This window comes from Streptomyces sp. AcH 505 (genome assembly GCF_000818175.1).
Lineage (GTDB): Bacteria > Actinomycetota > Actinomycetes > Streptomycetales > Streptomycetaceae > Streptomyces.
Window position 1 is genome coordinate 2,892,790 of the sequence record NZ_JTIY01000001.1, and the last position, 15,261, is coordinate 2,908,050.

The window sequence follows — 15,261 nt, forward strand, 5'->3', positions numbered from 1 at the left end:
CCGCTGGGCGACGCCGTCGAGCGGATCGCGGGGGCCGAGCGGGCGCCCGAGTGGTGGCGCAGGCTGTACGAGTCGCTGGCGGGGGTGGATCCGGACCGGCTGTCCGGGCTTCCGGTGCCGCTGGCCAACGGGCGGACGGCGATCGGGCCGCGGCAGATCCTGCTGCCGCTGCCCGACACGGAGGCGCCGGCGGAGCTGGCCAGGCTGGGGCTGAAGGTCGCGCATCCCGACGCGGCGCATCCGCTGCTGGAGAAGCTGGGCGCGCTGCCGGCGACGCCGCGCGCGGTGCTGACGACCCCGCAGGTACGGGCCGCAGTGGCGGCCTCGATGGACGCGGGTGAGGTGTGGGACGAGGACGCGGACACGCCGGACGCCGACGAGCTGGCCGAGACGGTGCTGCGGCTCGTGCGGGACGCGGGACTTGAGCCGGGCGACGAGCCGTGGCTGGGGGCGCTGGCGCTGACCGACGAGGACGGCGAGCTGGCACCGGCCGGTGAACTGGTGCTGCCCGGCAGCCCGTTCGCGGCTGTGATGCGCGAGGACGAACTGGCCTTCTGCGACGGCGAGCTGGCCGAGCGCTGGGGCGAGCAGCCGCTCGCCGCGTGCGGGGTGCTCGCCAACTTCGCGCTGGTGCGGGCCTCGGACATAGTGCTGGACCCGGACGAACTGGAGCCCCGCGAGGGCGACTTCGCCGAGCCCGACGACGCCGGGCTGCTGGACGCCGTCGACGTGTGGTGCGAGGACGTGCTGGACCGGCTGCCCGAGACGCCGGTGCCGCCGGTCGCGACGGAGATCGTCGCCGTACGGGACCTGGATCTCGTGGACGACGACGCCTGGCCGCAGGCGCTGGCCCTGCTGGCGCGGCCGCCGCTGCGGGACGCGCTGACCTCGCCCGTACGGGTGCTGCTGCCCGACGGGACGACGGAGAGCGTCCGTTCGTACACGGCGTGGTGGCTGCGTGACCATCCGGTGCTCGACGGGCGGCGGCCTGCCGGGCTGCGTTCGGCGAACGGTGATCCGCTGCTGGCCGGGCTCTACGACCCGGTGGACGCGACCGGCTTCGACGACGTGCAGGTGCTGCGCGCGCTCGGGGTGCGGACCTCGGTCGCCGCGCTGCTGGACGAACCGGGCGGCGCCGCCGAGCTGTTGGGCCGGCTGGCCGAGCCGGAGCGGGACGTGACCCCGGCGCAGCTGCACGCGCTGTATTCGGCGCTCGCCGATCTCGATCCCGAACAGGTCACGCTGCCGGACGAGTTGCGGGTCGTCGTGGACGGCGTCGTGCGCGTCGTGGACGCCGCTGACGCGGTCGTCGCCGACGCGCCCGATCTGCTGCCGCTGGCGGCGGGGCAGGCGCTGCTGCCGGTGTCGCCGGTGCGGGTGGCCGAGTTGGCCGAGCTGTTGCAGGTGCGGCGGCTCAGCGAGGTGGTCGCCGCCGAGGTGACGTCCGAGGGCGAGGAGCATGCCGTACCGGCCTCGGTACGGGCGCTGCTGGGCGCCGCGACGCCGCAGACGTATGTGGAGCACGACGAGCTGGTCGCGGGCGGTGTCGAGTTGGACTGGCGCAGGACACCGGACGGGGTGCTGCACGCGGCGACGCTCGAAGGCGTGGCGGCCGGTCTCGCCTGGGCCGCGGGGCAGTGGCCGAGGCGGTTCGAGGTGGCCGCGCTGATCGAAGACCCCTCGCGCACCGAGGAGTTGGAGCGCGACCGATGGTTCGACTGATCTTCACGGCACGTCCATCTTCAGCAGGTCCCCTTTACGCGCCGGTCATGTGTGATCTGTCGGGTCATCACTCGTAGAACACATTTCCCAGGGGGGAAACACATGCGTATTCGCGCTGCTGTCGCAGTCGTGTCCGGCGCCCTGGCCCTGTCGGCACTGACCATGCCGGCATCCCAGGCCGCCCCGTCCCACGCCCGCCCGGGCGGGGGCCACCTCGGCTTCACACTGGACGGGCACACCGTCGCGCCGCAGGCGAAGCGGGCCGCCGCCGCGAGCGTCCCGACGATCGACAAGGTCGTCGTGAACGCCGGTGCGCCCACCGTGGTCGGCGCCGCCGCGCTGAAGACGGTGACCGTCTCCGTCACGGCCTCCGACGACTCGGGCATCTCCGACGCCTCCACGTTCCTGTGGATCGGCGCCGACGTGAACGACCCCGACGCCTTCGGCTTCGACCAGAACGAGGAAGCGGCCAGCTGCGTCGCGGCCAGTGCCACCACGTCGACCTGCACACTCACCGTCAGCCTCGACCCGGGCTGGATGCTCAACACCGACGCCCAGACCTGGCACGCGAGCGCCGCGGTGCTGGCGAACGACGGGGACATCGTGCAGGACACCGTCGCGGGGTCGACAGTGGTCCAGCGGCTCGCGAAGCTGACCGCCGACGTCACCCCCGAGCCGCCGACGGCCGGTTCGACCGTGACCATCACGGGGCTGCTCACCCGCGCCAACTGGGAGACCAGGAAGTACGAGGGCTACGCGGGCCGTTCGGTGCGGCTGCAGTTCCGGCCGCCGACGACGACCACGTACGCCAACGTCAAGGGCATCAAGTCGACCACCACCGGTTCGCTGAAGACCACGTCGACGGCCACGGTCACCGGCTTCTGGCGCTTCGACTACCTCGGTGACGCGGTGACCAACCCGATCTCGTCGCCGGCCGACGGTGTCACCGTGAAGTAGACGTCAGCAGAAACTTCACTTCGAGTTCACATCGAACACAACCATTTGTGCCCTGTTGTTGTCTGATCCTTCGAGCCACCAGGCTCCAGACCAGACAGTCATTGGGGAACACATGCGTATTCGCGCCACCGTCGCCGTCGTGTCCGGCGCCCTGGCCCTGTCGGCCCTGGCGATACCTGCCTCGCAGGCCGCCCCGGCCAAGGACCGCCCGGGCGCCGGTCACCTCGCCTACTCGAAGCTGGGCGGGCACACCGTCGGCCCGCAGGCGCGCCAGCGCGCGCGGGCCGCCGCCACCGCCCCGGTGGTCAGCAAGGTCGTCGTGAACGGCGGCGCCAAGATCGTCGTCGGCACGACGGCGCCGAAGACGGTCACCGTCGCCATCACCGCGTCGGACGACTCGGGGATCATCGACGCCTCCACGGTCCTGTGGACGGGCACGACGCTGGACGATCCGAACAGCTTCGGCTTCGGGCAGAACGAGGACGCGGCCACCTGCAAGGCGGCCAGCGCCACCACGTCGACCTGCACGCTGACCGTGACGGTCGACCCGGCGTTCCTGCTCAACAGCGACTCCAAGTCGTGGCATGTCGGCGCGGCCGTGCTCGCCGACGACGGAGAGATCACGCAGAACGACACCGCGGGCACGACGGGGCTGCAGCGGCTGTCGAAGATCACGGTCGACGCGACTCCCGAGCCGGCCAAGAAGGGCGCGACGATCACGATCGCCGGCAAGCTCTCCCGCGCCAACTGGGAGACATACAAGTACGCGGGCTACACCGGCCAGTCGGTGCAGCTCCAGTTCCGCCCGAAGACCAGCAGCACCTACACGACCGTCAAGACGGTCACCACCAACAGCACCGGAAACCTGAAGACCACCGCCAAGGCGACGGTCACCGGCTACTGGCGCTGGAACTTCGCGGGCACGTCCACCACCCCGGCGGTCATCGCCGCGGGTGACGGCCTCACCGTCAAGTAACACTTCGGGTGGACCGCGGGCCGGCGTTCGCCGTCCTGTGGTCCACCCACCGCCACGCCAGCTCCAGCAGTACGGCGCCGACCGCCGCGATGACGACGGCGGTCCACGGCAGGACCGAGCCCACCAGCTTCAGCGCGAAGAAGTTCTGCAGCCACGGCACCGCCAGCACGAGCAGGAACGCCACCACCATCGCCACCACCAGGCCGATGCGCCACCACGTGTAGGGGCGGGCGATGATGGCCAGCACCCAGATCGTCACCAGGAACAGTGTGAGCGTGGCCGCACTGGTCTCCGCGCCCAACGAGCCGGTTCCCGAGTAGTACTGACGGGCCAGCAGATATGTGACGAACGTCGTCACCCCCGCGATCACTCCGCTGGGGATCGAGTACCGCATCACCCGGCGCACGAAGTGCGGCCTCGCCCGCTCCTTGTTGGGCGCCAGCGCCAGGAAGAACGCGGGCACACCGATCGTCAGCGTCGACAGCAGCGTCAAGTGCCGTGGCAGGAACGGGTACTCGACCTGGAAGCACACCACCAGGATCGCCAGCAGCACCGAGTAGACCGTCTTCGTCAGGAAGAGCGTCGCGACCCGGGTGATGTTGCCGATGACGCGGCGGCCCTCGGCCACCACCGAAGGCAGCGTCGCGAAGCTGTTGTTGAGCAGCACGATCTGCGCCACGGCCCGGGTCGCCTCCGAACCCGCGCCCATCGCCACACCGATGTCCGCGTCCTTCAGCGCCAGGACGTCGTTCACACCGTCGCCGGTCATCGCGACCGTGTGCCCGCGTGACTGGAGCGCGGCGACCATCTCCCGCTTCTGCTGCGGGGTGACCCGGCCGAAGACCGTGCCGGCCTCCATCGCCTCGGCCAGCTCGGATTTCTCGGAGGGCAGCCGGCGGGCGTCGACCGCCCGGTCCGCCCCGGCCAGGCCCAGCTTGCCCGCCACGGCGCCCACCGACACGGCGTTGTCGCCCGAGATGACCTTGGTGGCGACGCGCTGTTCGGCGAAGTACGCGAGTGTCGCCGCGGCGTCGGGCCGCAGCCGCTGCTCCAGCACGACGAGCGCGGTCGCCGTCGCCCCGGCCGCCGCTTCGGGGGCGGTCAGATCCACTCCGTCGGCGGTACGGGCGAGCAACAGGACGCGCAACCCCTGCTCGTTGAGCCGGTCGACGTCGGCGAGCGTGGGGTCGCCCTCGGGCAGCAGCACATCGGGCGCGCCCAGCAGCCAGCCGGTCACGGTGCCGTCGCCGTCCTCGAAGGCCGCCCCGCTGTACTTGCGCGCCGACGAGAACGGCAGCGTCCGGGCCGGCCTGCCGCCGTCGCCGTCGCCGGCGCCGTCGCCGTGCGGATACGCGTCCACGATCGCCTGGAGGCTGGCGTTGGGACGCGGGTCGGACGCGCCGAGCGCGGCCAGCACCCGGCGTACGGAGGACTCGTCGGCGCCGCCCAGCGGGCGCAGCTCCGTGACGTCCATCCCGCCCTCCGTCAGCGTGCCCGTCTTGTCGAGGCACACGACGTCCACCCGTGCCAGGCCCTCGATCGCGGGCAGTTCCTGGACGAGACACTGCTTGCGGCCGAGCCGGATGACACCGATCGCGAAGGCGACCGACGTCAGCAGGACCAGGCCCTCGGGGATCATCGGGGTGATACCGCCGACCGTGCGCGCGACCGCGTTCTTGAAGTCGTTCTGTTTGACGACCAGCTGACTGATGATCAGCCCGATCGCCGTCGGAACCATCATCCACGTCACGTACTTGAGGATCGTGCTGATGCCGATGCGCAGTTCGGAGTGGACGAGGGTGAAGCGCGACGCCTCCTCGGCCAACTGGGCGGCGTACGCCTCGCGGCCCACCCGGGTGGCCCGGAAGGCGCCGCTGCCCGCGACGACGAAGCTGCCGGACATCACGGGATCGCCGGGGTGCTTCAGTACGGGGTCGGGCTCGCCGGTGAGCAGCGACTCGTCGACCTCAAGACCGTCGGCCTCGACCGTCTCGCCGTCGACCACCGCCTTGTCCCCCGGCCCCAGCTCGATGAGGTCGCCCAGGACGATCTCCGAGGTGGCGATGGCCGCGGTGGCGCCGTCCCGGCGTACCGCGGGCTTGGCCTCGCCGATGACGGCGAGCCCTTCGAGTGTCTTCTTGGCGCGCAGCTCCTGGACGATGCCGATCCCGGTGTTGGCGATGATCACGAAGCCGAAGAGGCTGTCCTGGATCGGCGCGACCAGCAGCACGATCGCCCACAGCACGCCGATGATCGCGTTGAAGCGGGTGAAGACGTTGGCGCGGACGATATCGGCGGTGGAGCGGCTGTTGCGGGCCGGTACGTCGTTGACCTCGCCACGCGCGACCCGTTCGGCGACCTCCGCGGTGGAGAGGCCGGTGGCGCGGCCGAGCCCGGGGTCCGTGTCGTCTTTCGCCCGCTGCGTCATGGTTCCGACCGTACGACCGGAAGGGCGCGGTCACGCGCCGGACAGGCCGGGGCGGGCGCGTCGGGCCGTGGCGGGGGCGCTATCGGGGCGGTTCGGCTCCCGGGCCGCTGTCGGATCGGGGGTCGGGTCCGGTTCCGGCCTCGGCGGCGGCCTCGGCGCGCTTGATCGCCGCGTCCCTGCCCCGTACGTACCAGATGCCGATGAGGCCGAGCCCGCCGCCGGCCAGGCAGGTCCAGATCCACCAGGCATGCCCGTGGTCGGAGTACCAGCCGTAGAACGGGAGCTGCACGAGGAACAGGACGAACCAGATGATCGTGCCGCCGGTGACGGTGCCGACGATCGGCCCCTCAAGGGGCTCGGGCGCCTCGCGCCGGGGCGTTCCCGCCGAAGAACTGGTCATGGCCGTCAGTCTATGGCCGGGCGGGACGGGGCCGACCGGGGCGGTTCTGTTCGGGGCCACTGCGCTGTCTACGCGCGGAGATAGCAATCTGCGCTTGATCTATTCATACTGAAACGGTTTTCGGCCAATCTGGCCCGATCTTGCTGTTTCTTGTACGTCCCCACGGCTACTTCTCCACTCCTTCCCCCACGACGACTGAGGTTCCGCATGCCGCCCCTCGACCGCTACTTCAGGATCTCGGAGCGCGGCTCCTCGGTCGCCCGCGAGGTGCGCGGCGGCTTCGCCACCTTCTTCGCGATGGCCTACATCATCGTGCTGAACCCGATCATCCTCGGCAGCGCGAAGGACATGTACGGGCACCACCTGGACAGCGGCCAGCTGGCCACCGCCACGGTGCTGACCGCCGCCTTCTCCACGCTGCTGATGGGCGTCATCGGCAACGTGCCGATCGCGCTGGCCGCCGGGCTCGGCGTGAACTCCGTCGTCGCCCTCCAGCTCGCCCCGAGGATGAGCTGGCCCGACGCGATGGGCATGGTCGTACTCGCCGGTGTCGTGGTGATGCTGCTGGTCGCGACCGGGCTGCGGGAGCGCGTCATGAACGCCGTGCCGACCGGGCTGCGCAAGGGCATCGCCATCGGTATCGGCCTCTTCATCATGCTGATCGGCCTGGTCGACTCCGGTTTCGTCTCCCGGATCCCGGACGTCGCCCAGACCACGGTGCCGCTCCAGCTCGGCGGCGACGGGCATCTGAACGGCTGGCCGGTGCTGGTCTTCGTGCTCGGGGTGCTGCTCACCCTCGCGCTGATCGTCCGCAAGGTGCCGGGCGCGATCCTGATCTCCATCATCGCCATGACGGTCCTCGCGCTGATCATCAACGCCGTCGTCTCGAAGCAGCCCAACTGGGGGCTGACCACTCCCAAGTGGCCGGGCAACCCGGTCGCCGCCCCGGACTTCGGCCTCTTCGGTCACTTCAGTCTCTTCGGCGGCTTCCACAAGGTCGGCATCCTGACCGGGGTCCTCTTCGTCTTCACCGTGCTGCTGTCCTGCTTCTTCGACGCCATGGGCACGATCCTCGGCGTCGGCGACGAGGCCAAGCTCATGGACGACAAGGGCCGGCTGCCGGGCATGAACAAGGTCCTGTTCATCGACGGCATCGCGGTCGCGGCCGGCGGCTCGACGTCGGCATCCGCCGGCACCTGCTTCGTGGAGTCGACCGCCGGCGTCGGCGAGGGGGCCAGGACCGGTCTGGCGTCCGTCGTCACCGGGGCGCTGTTCGGGCTCGCGCTGTTCCTCACCCCGCTCGCGACGATGGTCCCCTCCCAGGCGGCCACCCCCGCGCTGATCGCCGTCGGCTTCCTGATCCTCGCCGGATCGGTCAGGGACATCGACTGGGGCGACTTCACCATCGCCGTGCCGGCCTTCCTGGCCATGGTGCTGATGCCGTTCACGTACTCGATCACCAACGGCATCGGCGTCGGCTTCATCACCTTCTGCGTCCTGCGGCTGGCCGTCGGGCGCGGCAGGGACGTACCGGTGCCGATGTACGTGGTGTCGGCGGTGTTCGTCTTCTACTACCTGATGCCGGCGCTGGGTCTGACGTAAGGCGTGCGCCGGACCGACCCTGGACCGGCGCCCGGCCAGGCGCCCGGCGCTAGGCCGTCGAGCCGTAGAACTTCTCCGTCTCGTCGACGGCCACCTTGAACCGTTCGTCGAAATCGTCCCGGACGAGCGCCTGGACGACGTAGTCCTGGACGCTCATCCCCCTTATGGCGGCATGGCGCCGGAGCCGGTCGAGCAGCTCACCGTCGATCCGCAGACTGAGCACTGTCGATCCCATGCGGACCAGGGTCACGGGCGGGCCGGGCCCGGCGTGTCGCTTTCCGCCGCAGTCTCACTCGTACGAGTGATGTGGGGGTAAATGGCCCCCGATCCGTGTGTGCCAGACCACCGCTGCGCCCCGTGCGCGCCGGTAGTATTTAGCATGGGTAATGAGTTACGCTAAATACATGCCTGACCTGACCCACGGCGACGAGAATGACGCCGCCGTGAACGCCATCCGCTCCGCCGTCATGCGGCTGGGCCGGCGTCTGAAGCATCAACACGTGGACGAGTCGCTGAGTCCCACCGAGATCTCGGTGCTCGGCACCCTCGCCCGGTGCGGCTCTGCCACACCCGGCGAACTGGCCCGCAAGGAACACGTCCAGCCGCCCTCGATGACCCGGATCGTCGCGCTGCTGGAAGCGAAGGGGCTCGTCAGGCTGGAGCCGCATCCCGACGACCGCCGGCAGAAGGTCGTCAGCCAGACCGAAGAGGCAGAGGCGATGCTCGAACAGAGCCGCCGCAAGCGCAACGTCTGGCTGACCACGCTCGCCGAGGGCCTGGACGAGGACGAGTGGGCGAAGCTGCGCGCTGCCGCCCCCGTGCTGGAGAAGCTCGCGCATCTGTAAACGCTGAAATCCGCGCGCCGTATTGGAGGCGAACCCACTTTGAGTACGGGATCCGGAGCAGACTCCGCCCCCGCACCGAATTCCACCCTCGACAGCAAGACCGGCGGCGGAACGTTCTCGTCGCTGAGGATCCGCAACTACCGCCTCTTCGCGACGGGCGCCGTCGTCTCCAACATCGGCACCTGGATGTCCAGGGTCACGCAGGACTGGCTGGTCCTGAGCCTGACCGGCTCCTCGGCGGCCGTGGGTATCACCACCGCGCTGCAGTTCCTGCCGATGCTTCTCTTCGGCCTCTACGGCGGTGTCATCGCCGACCGCTATCCCAAGCGGCGCATCCTGATCGTCAGCCAGGGACTGATGGGCCTGTGCGGCCTCGTCCTCGCCGTACTGACGCTCTCCGGACACATCCAGGTCTGGCACGTGTACCTGATCGCCTTCATGGTCGGCATGGTCACGGTCGTCGACAACCCGAGCCGGCAGTCCTTCGTCTCGGAGATGGTCGGCCCCGACCAGCTGCGTAACGCCGTCAGCCTCAACTCGGCCAACTTCCAGACCGCCCGGCTGATCGGCCCCGCCGTCGCCGGTGTCCTCATCACCTCGATCGGCAGCGGCTACTCGTTCCTGCTGAACGGCCTGTCGTTCCTCGCCCCGCTCACCGGCCTGCTGCTGATGCGCCAGAGCGAGCTGCACAAGGCCCACCGCGTCGCGCGCGGCAAGGGGCAGCTGAGAGAAGGGCTGCGCTACGTGAAGGGGCGGCCCGACCTGATCGGGCCGATCGTCCTTGTCGGCTTCATCGGCACGTTCGGCTTCAACTTCCCGATCTGGCTGACGGCCTTCGCCAACGACGTCTACCACGGCGGCGCCGGGATGTACGCCTTCTTCAACATCCTGATGGCGGCCGGCTCCCTGGCCGGAGCCCTGCTCGCGGCCCGCCGCCGCGCCACGAAGCTGCGGCTGCTGATCATCGCGGCGATGGGCTTCGGGCTGCTGGAGGTCCTGGTCTCCCTGTCGCCCACCGTGTGGCTGTTCTCGCTGCTGCTGGTGCCGATCGGCGTGCTGGGCATGACGACCAACATCACCACCAACACCCGCGTCCAGATGGCCGCGGAACCGGCCATGCGCGGCCGGGTGATGAGCCTCTACATGATGGTCTTCGTCGGCGGTACCCCCGTCGGCGGCCCGCTGCTGGGCTGGGTGTCCGACACCTTCGGCGCCCGCATCGCGTTCGCCGCCGGCGGCGCGGTCTCCCTGATAGCGGCGGCGGTCATCGGACTGGTGATGGCACGCGTGGTCGGCGTACGGCTCAAGGTGGGCCTACGTGACGGCCGTCCGCACGTGGAGTTCGTCCCACGGGGGGAGCTGGCGACGGCGGCGTGAGCCCGTCACGTCTCTCTCGGCGCGCACGTACGACAACGGCCCCGCCCGGCACGTCCGGGCGGGGCCGTCGTCGTCGATCGTCGATGCGGCGATCGGCGGGCGCGTCAGTCGCGGGGGAAGTCGTCCGTCTTGAGGGTCAGTCCCACCTTCGTGTTCGTGAGATCGATGTCCTCGCCGAACGCGACGATCCGGTCCACGGTGTACTCGCCCTTCTTGGGCTCCGTGTAGAGATGGCACCTGCCGGTGTACGGGTTGGCGACCAGGTACACCGGAACGGCCGCCTCGGCGTACGCGTCCTTCTTCGGGCCGAAGTCGTTGGCCGCGGTCCGCTTGGAGATCACCTCGACGACGAACTCGACGTCCTGGTAGCGCCAGCGGCCGTTCACGTCAGGGGCCGCATTCTCGGCCATGGCGGCGATGTCGCAGGCGAAGCCGTTGAGCAGGCCGGGGAAGTCGATCCGCACGTCGGAGGCGAGGCGGTTCGGTGGGTACTTGGCCCGCAACTGGTTGACGACACTCAGGATGATCTGCCAATGAGTCTGGCGCTGCGGCGCCATGAAGATGTTCCCCTGGACGATCTCGACCTTGTATCCCTGGGGGACGGGCATCTTTTCGAGCGTCTCGAACATCGTGTCCAGAGTCAGCTCGTCGCTCTCGTCGGCCATGTCGATCCTGTCGGTCTCTACGACGGTCATCGTGGCGCTCCTCCCCGTTGCCGCATCCGTACGACAACCGCGCAGTACAACGATAGGCGCGGGTGTTCGGTTACGGCGCCCCAGCGGCGGGGCTGCGGCGGGTAGTGGCTAACCTCGGAGCGTGGATCCCAAAACGCGGAACCGGATCATGGCCGGTGTGCTTGTGCTGATGTTGCTTGTCGTCGCCATCGCGGCGGCGGTCGGCTGACGCCGCCGTAGCGGCGTCAGCACGCGAGCCCGTTGCGGGCTCCTACCGCCTTGTCGCCCTACCAGGCGAAGGCCTCCGGCGAGGGGCCCGGGCCCGGGAAGATCTCTTCGAGCGAGGCCAGTACCTCGTCCGACAGTTCCAGGTCCACCGCGCGCACGGCGGACTCCAGCTGCTCCAGCGTCCGCGGGCCGGAGATCGGGCCCGTCACGCCGGGGCGGGTGAGCAGCCAGGCCAGCGCCGCCTCGCCCGGGTCGATGCCGTGCTTGTCGAGCAGGTCCTCGTACGACTGGATCTGCGACCTGAGCGACGAGTCCGTCAGCCGGCCGGCCGTGCGGCCGCCCGCACCGCTGCCGTCGCGCTCCTTGCGGATCGCACCGCCCAGCAGGCCGCCCTGGAGCGGCGACCACGGGATGACACCGAGGCCGTACTCCTGCGCGGCCGGGATGATCTCCATCTCGGCGCGGCGCTCGGCCAGGTTGTACAGGCACTGCTCGCTGACCAGGCCGTACGAGCCGACGCGGCGCGCGTTCTCGTTGGTCTGGGCGATCTTCCAGCCGGGGAAGTTGGACGAGCCCGCGTAGAGGATCTTGCCCTGGGCGATCAGGGTGTCGATCGCCTGCCAGATCTCCTCGACCGGGGTGGCGCGGTCGATGTGGTGGAACTGGTAGATGTCGATGTGGTCCGTCTGCAGCCGCTTGAGGCTGGCGTCGACGGCACGACGGATGTTGAAGGCGGAGAGCTTGTCGTGGTTCGGCCACGGCGGGCCGTCCCCGCCGGCCATGTTCCCGTTGACCTTGGTGCCGAGGACGACCTTGTCGCGCCGGTCACCGCCCTTGGCGAACCAGGTGCCGATGATCTCTTCGGTGCGGCCCTTGTTCTCGCCCCAGCCGTAGACGTTGGCGGTGTCGAAGAAGTTGATACCGGCGTCGAGCGCGGCGTCCATGATGGCGTGACTGTCGGCCTCGTTGGTGAGAGGCCCGAAGTTCATCGTCCCGAGGACGAGTCGGCTGACCTTGAGTCCGGTGCGTCCGAGCTGCGTGTACTTCATGACTCACCAGCCAACGTCTTCGAGTGCACTCGAAGCAAGCCCCCGTCCGGGGTGGTGCGGAGGCTTGCGGCTCTCGCCGGTCCCGCCCCGCCCGTCGCTACTTCGCGAAGCCGTCCAGGGCGGCCAGCACCTCGCGCCGCTCGGTCGCGCTCCCCTTGTGTCCCGCGTCCTCGACGATCACCAGCCGCGCGTCCGGCCAGGCCGCCGCCAGATCGACGGGTACCTCGGGCCGGGTGCCGAGGTCGAACCGGCCGTGCACCAGCACGGCGGGGATCCCGGCCAGCCGGCCGGCGTCGCGCAGCAGCGCGCCCTCCTCCAGCCAGGCGCCGTGCGAGAAGTAGTGCGCGCAGATCCGGACGAGAGCCAGCCGGTCGGCGGCCGGACGGTCGCCGTACGGATGGGCCGAACCGTTCGGCTCCTCGGACAGGACCGCGTCCTCCCACGCGCACCAGTCGCGCGCGGCCTGCTCCCGCACGGCGGCGTCGGGGCTCTCCATCAGGAGCGAGTAGGCGGCGGGCAGCGCGAGGGGTTGGTTCAGGTCGCCGCCGACCTGCGCGCGCACGCGGTCGGGGACGGCGTCGCGGAAGCGCGCCCACTGCTCGGGGAAGTTCGCGCCGACACCCCGGTACAGCCAGTCGACGTCCGAGCGGCGGGTCATCGTGACGGACGCGATGACGATCTCCGACACCCGCTCCGGGTGGCGCTCCGCGTACGCGAGGATCAGCGTCGAGCCCCAGGAGTAGCCGTACAACAGCCAGCTCTCGACGCCGAGATGGACCCGCAGCCGCTCCATGTCGGCGATGAGGTCGTCGGTGGTGTTGTGCGCCATGTCGGCGGCGGGGTCGCTCGCGTGCGGGGTGGAGCGCCCGCAGTTGCGCTGGTCGAACAGGACGACGCGGTAGCGCTCGGGGTCGAACCACTGTCGGGTGCCGGGCCTGCACCCGGACCCGGGACCGCCGTGGACGACGAGGGCGGGCTTGCCGTGCGGGTTGCCGCAGGCCTCCCAGAAGACGAGGTTGCCGTCGCCGACGTCGAGCATGCCGTGGTCGTAGGGCTCGACGGGGGGATAGAGGGTGGCTTCCTGTGGCATGGCGTTGCTCCTGGGGTCGGGGCGGGATCGCCCCGACCCTACAGATGCAACAGCGCTGTCACATTCTATTTGTCTGCTGGCTGTTGTGCGGGTCAGGGGATCTCGGGCCAGGGCATCTTGGGCCAGGGCTCCTTGGGCCAGGGCATCTCGGGTCAGGGGATGAGGACGAGCCGGCCCCGTACCCCGCCCTCCGCCAGCCGGGTGTGTGCCTTCGCCACCTCGCCGAGCGGGTACGTCCCGGCGACGCGCGTCGTCAGCACCCCCGCGTCCAGCAGCTTCACCAGCTCGGCGAGGCGGGCGCCGTCGGGGCTGACCTCCACCGTCTCGACCCGGACGGACCGCACCGGGGCGGGAGAGGCGCCGGGGATGACACCCACGTGCGCGCCGCCGTCCCGTACGTACGCCAGCGCCGGCTCGCCCATCACCGCCGCGTCGAGTACGGCGTCCGCGGCGGCCGGTGCGACGGTCGCGCCGCGCGGTACGAAGGTGTCGGCGCCCAGCGACCGTACGAGCTGCTCGTCGTCCGGCCCTGCGAGGGCGGTGACGGTGATCCCGGCGCGGTGCGCGAGCTGCACGGCGAACCCGCCGAGCGCCCCGGCGGCGCCCGTGATCAGCAGCGAGTCCCCGGGGCTCAGGGCGAGCAGGTCGAGCGCCTGCGCGGCGGTCAGCGCGTTGAGCGCGAGCGTGGCCGCGTGGACGGTGTCGACGGTGGTGGGCGCCGGTGCGACGGCGGACGCGTCCACGACGACGTGGTCGGCGTGGGACTTCGTCGCTGCGGGCCCGTACGACAGCCCGACGACCGCGGTGCCGGGCGCGAACCCGGCGCCCTCGCCCGCCGCGTCGACGGTCCCGGCGAAGTCCCAGCCGAGGCCCAACTGCCCGTCCGTGAGCGGCGCGATGTACCCGTCCCGGAACGCGGCGTCCACGGGGTTGAGGGCGGCGGCGGCCACCTTGACCCGCACCTGGCCGGGTCCGGGCTCGGGGAGCGGGGTCTCGACGACCTCCAGGACCTCGGGGCCACCGAAGGACTTGATGACGACAGCGCGCATGGCGGAACTCCTGAACAAGGATTGGGAGGCGGTCCGTTGACGTACGAACCCTTCAGGTACGAACTTAAAGAGAGCTACAGTCTGTTGGTAAGTACGTACGGCAAGGTGCGTTCGGTACCCGGAGGTAAGACATGCCGACCAAGACGGCAGCAGCTCGCCGCGACGAGGCGCGCCGCGCCTACGACGCGTTCTTGAAGGAGTGCCCCACACACCAGTTGCTCGGCGCGATAAGCGACAAGTGGGTCAGCTTGATCGTGACGGCGCTGGGCGAGAGCGAGGGGGCGATGCGCTACAGCGACTTGGGCCGGCGGATCCCGGGGGTCAGCCAGAAGATGCTCACCCAGTCCCTCCGCTCGCTGGAACGCGACGGCCTGGTCACCCGCGAGGTAACCCCGTCGGTCCCGGTCCGGGTCGACTACGAACTGACGCCGCTGGGGCGGAGTTTGCGGGGGCTGCTGTCCGCGATCAAGGACTGGGCGGAGACGCACTTCGAGCAGGTGGACGAGGCGAGGAGCCGCTACGACGAGGATGACGTGACGGCGGGCGCGGGCGCGGGTGTGGGTGCCGCGTGACGGGGGCGGTGGCGGGGGACGGGGCTCAAGGCCCGCCGGCGGCCCCGCTCCGGAATCGCCAGGACGAGGGCGGCGAACCGGCCTGCATGCTGAACAAGGTCTGCCCGGCCTGCGGCCGCCTGTCGGAAGAACGCCACCCGACGAGGTGCGAGAACTGCGGCGAGGGCTTTCCGACGGGGGAGGACTGACGGGGCATGGGCCGGGGGCTGTGCGGGCCGGGAGGTTAGGTGAACCGAGGGCCGCCCCTGAGGTTTGAGTGTCGCGGTTGCGGTCCGGGCGTCAAGGGCGCTCC

13 protein-coding genes and 1 pseudogene are annotated in these 15,261 nt (G+C 70.3%); 7 read left to right on the top strand and 7 right to left on the bottom strand.

Annotation, left to right across the window (positions count from 1 at the left end):
- The 3 genes and pseudogenes from HY68_RS40075 to HY68_RS13300 all read left to right on the top strand — a co-directional run.
- Nucleotides 1-1,722: pseudogene (locus HY68_RS40075) on the top strand (molecular chaperone Hsp90); the annotation flags it as partial.
- A 102-nt stretch (nt 1,723-1,824) separates the two neighbouring features.
- Nucleotides 1,825-2,679: a DUF5707 domain-containing protein gene (locus HY68_RS13295; RefSeq protein ID WP_041988429.1), complete on the top strand. Its 855-nt coding sequence runs from the start codon at nt 1,825-1,827 to the stop codon at nt 2,677-2,679.
- Between the two features lie 112 nt (nt 2,680-2,791).
- Nucleotides 2,792-3,655, top strand: a complete 864-nt coding sequence (locus HY68_RS13300) for a DUF5707 domain-containing protein (protein WP_041988432.1) — start codon at nt 2,792-2,794, stop codon at nt 3,653-3,655.
- Here the strand turns inward: HY68_RS13300 and HY68_RS13305 are convergent.
- Nucleotides 3,648-6,083, bottom strand: a complete 2,436-nt coding sequence (locus tag HY68_RS13305) for an HAD-IC family P-type ATPase (protein WP_041988434.1) — start codon at nt 6,081-6,083, stop codon at nt 3,648-3,650. The two genes, HY68_RS13300 and HY68_RS13305, sit on opposite strands and share 8 nt — an antisense overlap.
- Before the next feature lie 79 nt (nt 6,084-6,162).
- Nucleotides 6,163-6,483, bottom strand: a complete 321-nt coding sequence (locus HY68_RS13310; RefSeq protein WP_041988437.1) for a DUF2530 domain-containing protein — start codon at nt 6,481-6,483, stop codon at nt 6,163-6,165.
- Between the two features lie 207 nt (nt 6,484-6,690).
- Between HY68_RS13310 and HY68_RS13315 the strand changes: the two genes are divergently transcribed.
- Nucleotides 6,691-8,085 carry an NCS2 family permease gene (locus HY68_RS13315; protein WP_041988439.1) on the top strand — a complete coding sequence of 465 codons (1,395 nt, stop codon included), beginning with the start codon at nt 6,691-6,693 and terminating at the stop codon, nt 8,083-8,085.
- Nucleotides 8,086-8,134: 49 nt separating this feature from the next.
- Here the strand turns inward: HY68_RS13315 and HY68_RS13320 are convergent, their stop codons facing one another.
- Nucleotides 8,135-8,320: a hypothetical protein gene (locus tag HY68_RS13320; RefSeq protein WP_041995956.1), complete on the bottom strand. Its 186-nt coding sequence runs from the start codon at nt 8,318-8,320 to the stop codon at nt 8,135-8,137.
- Nucleotides 8,321-8,489: 169 nt separating this feature from the next.
- Here HY68_RS13320 and HY68_RS13325 point away from each other — a divergent pair, with 169 nt between their 5' ends.
- Both HY68_RS13325 and HY68_RS13330 read left to right on the top strand, forming a co-directional pair.
- Complete coding sequence (locus tag HY68_RS13325) at nt 8,490-8,930, top strand: MarR family transcriptional regulator (protein WP_041988442.1); 441 nt, start codon at nt 8,490-8,492, stop codon at nt 8,928-8,930.
- A gap of 39 nt (nt 8,931-8,969) precedes the next feature.
- The gene (locus tag HY68_RS13330) at nt 8,970-10,307 is read left to right on the top strand and encodes an MFS transporter (protein WP_041988444.1); all 1,338 of its coding nucleotides are present in this window, start codon (nt 8,970-8,972) and stop codon (nt 10,305-10,307) included.
- Nucleotides 10,308-10,411: 104 nt separating this feature from the next.
- Here HY68_RS13330 and HY68_RS13335 read toward each other — a convergent pair whose 3' ends face one another.
- From HY68_RS13335 to HY68_RS13350, 4 genes are all read right to left on the bottom strand, one after another.
- On the bottom strand, nt 10,412-11,002 hold the full coding sequence (locus tag HY68_RS13335) for a Uma2 family endonuclease (RefSeq protein ID WP_041988447.1): 591 nt from the start codon (nt 11,000-11,002) through the stop codon (nt 10,412-10,414).
- A 266-nt stretch (nt 11,003-11,268) separates the two neighbouring features.
- Nucleotides 11,269-12,258 carry an aldo/keto reductase gene (locus tag HY68_RS13340; protein ID WP_041988449.1) on the bottom strand — a complete coding sequence of 330 codons (990 nt, stop codon included), beginning with the start codon at nt 12,256-12,258 and terminating at the stop codon, nt 11,269-11,271.
- Between the two features lie 97 nt (nt 12,259-12,355).
- Nucleotides 12,356-13,348 carry a prolyl aminopeptidase gene (pip, locus tag HY68_RS13345; protein ID WP_041988451.1) on the bottom strand — a complete coding sequence of 331 codons (993 nt, stop codon included), beginning with the start codon at nt 13,346-13,348 and terminating at the stop codon, nt 12,356-12,358.
- 152 nt (nt 13,349-13,500) lie between these two features.
- Nucleotides 13,501-14,397, bottom strand: coding sequence for an NADP-dependent oxidoreductase (locus HY68_RS13350; RefSeq protein ID WP_041988453.1), 897 nt, complete (start codon nt 14,395-14,397; stop codon nt 13,501-13,503).
- A 131-nt stretch (nt 14,398-14,528) separates the two neighbouring features.
- Here HY68_RS13350 and HY68_RS13355 point away from each other — a divergent pair, with 131 nt between their 5' ends.
- Complete coding sequence (locus tag HY68_RS13355; RefSeq protein WP_041988454.1) at nt 14,529-14,969, top strand: helix-turn-helix domain-containing protein; 441 nt, start codon at nt 14,529-14,531, stop codon at nt 14,967-14,969.
- The last annotated feature ends 292 nt before the right edge of the window (nt 14,970-15,261 follow it).

Bases quoted from the DNA above. Each gene is read 5' to 3' on its own strand.
- HY68_RS13310 (WP_041988437.1), bottom strand. From the start codon at position 6,483: ATGACCAGTTCTTCGGCGGGAACGCCCCGGCGCGAGGCGCCCGAGCCC.
- HY68_RS13320 (WP_041995956.1), bottom strand. From the start codon at position 8,320: ATGGGATCGACAGTGCTCAGTCTGCGGATCGACGGTGAGCTGCTCGAC.
- pip (WP_041988451.1), bottom strand. From the start codon at position 13,348: ATGCCACAGGAAGCCACCCTCTATCCCCCCGTCGAGCCCTACGACCAC.
- HY68_RS13305 (WP_041988434.1), bottom strand. From the start codon at position 6,083: ATGACGCAGCGGGCGAAAGACGACACGGACCCCGGGCTCGGCCGCGCC.
- HY68_RS13355 (WP_041988454.1), top strand. From the start codon at position 14,529: ATGCCGACCAAGACGGCAGCAGCTCGCCGCGACGAGGCGCGCCGCGCC.
- HY68_RS13340 (WP_041988449.1), bottom strand. From the start codon at position 12,258: ATGAAGTACACGCAGCTCGGACGCACCGGACTCAAGGTCAGCCGACTC.
- HY68_RS13325 (WP_041988442.1), top strand. From the start codon at position 8,490: ATGCCTGACCTGACCCACGGCGACGAGAATGACGCCGCCGTGAACGCC.
- HY68_RS13315 (WP_041988439.1), top strand. From the start codon at position 6,691: ATGCCGCCCCTCGACCGCTACTTCAGGATCTCGGAGCGCGGCTCCTCG.
- HY68_RS13300 (WP_041988432.1), top strand. From the start codon at position 2,792: ATGCGTATTCGCGCCACCGTCGCCGTCGTGTCCGGCGCCCTGGCCCTG.
- HY68_RS13335 (WP_041988447.1), bottom strand. From the start codon at position 11,002: ATGACCGTCGTAGAGACCGACAGGATCGACATGGCCGACGAGAGCGAC.
- HY68_RS13295 (WP_041988429.1), top strand. From the start codon at position 1,825: ATGCGTATTCGCGCTGCTGTCGCAGTCGTGTCCGGCGCCCTGGCCCTG.
- HY68_RS13350 (WP_041988453.1), bottom strand. From the start codon at position 14,397: ATGCGCGCTGTCGTCATCAAGTCCTTCGGTGGCCCCGAGGTCCTGGAG.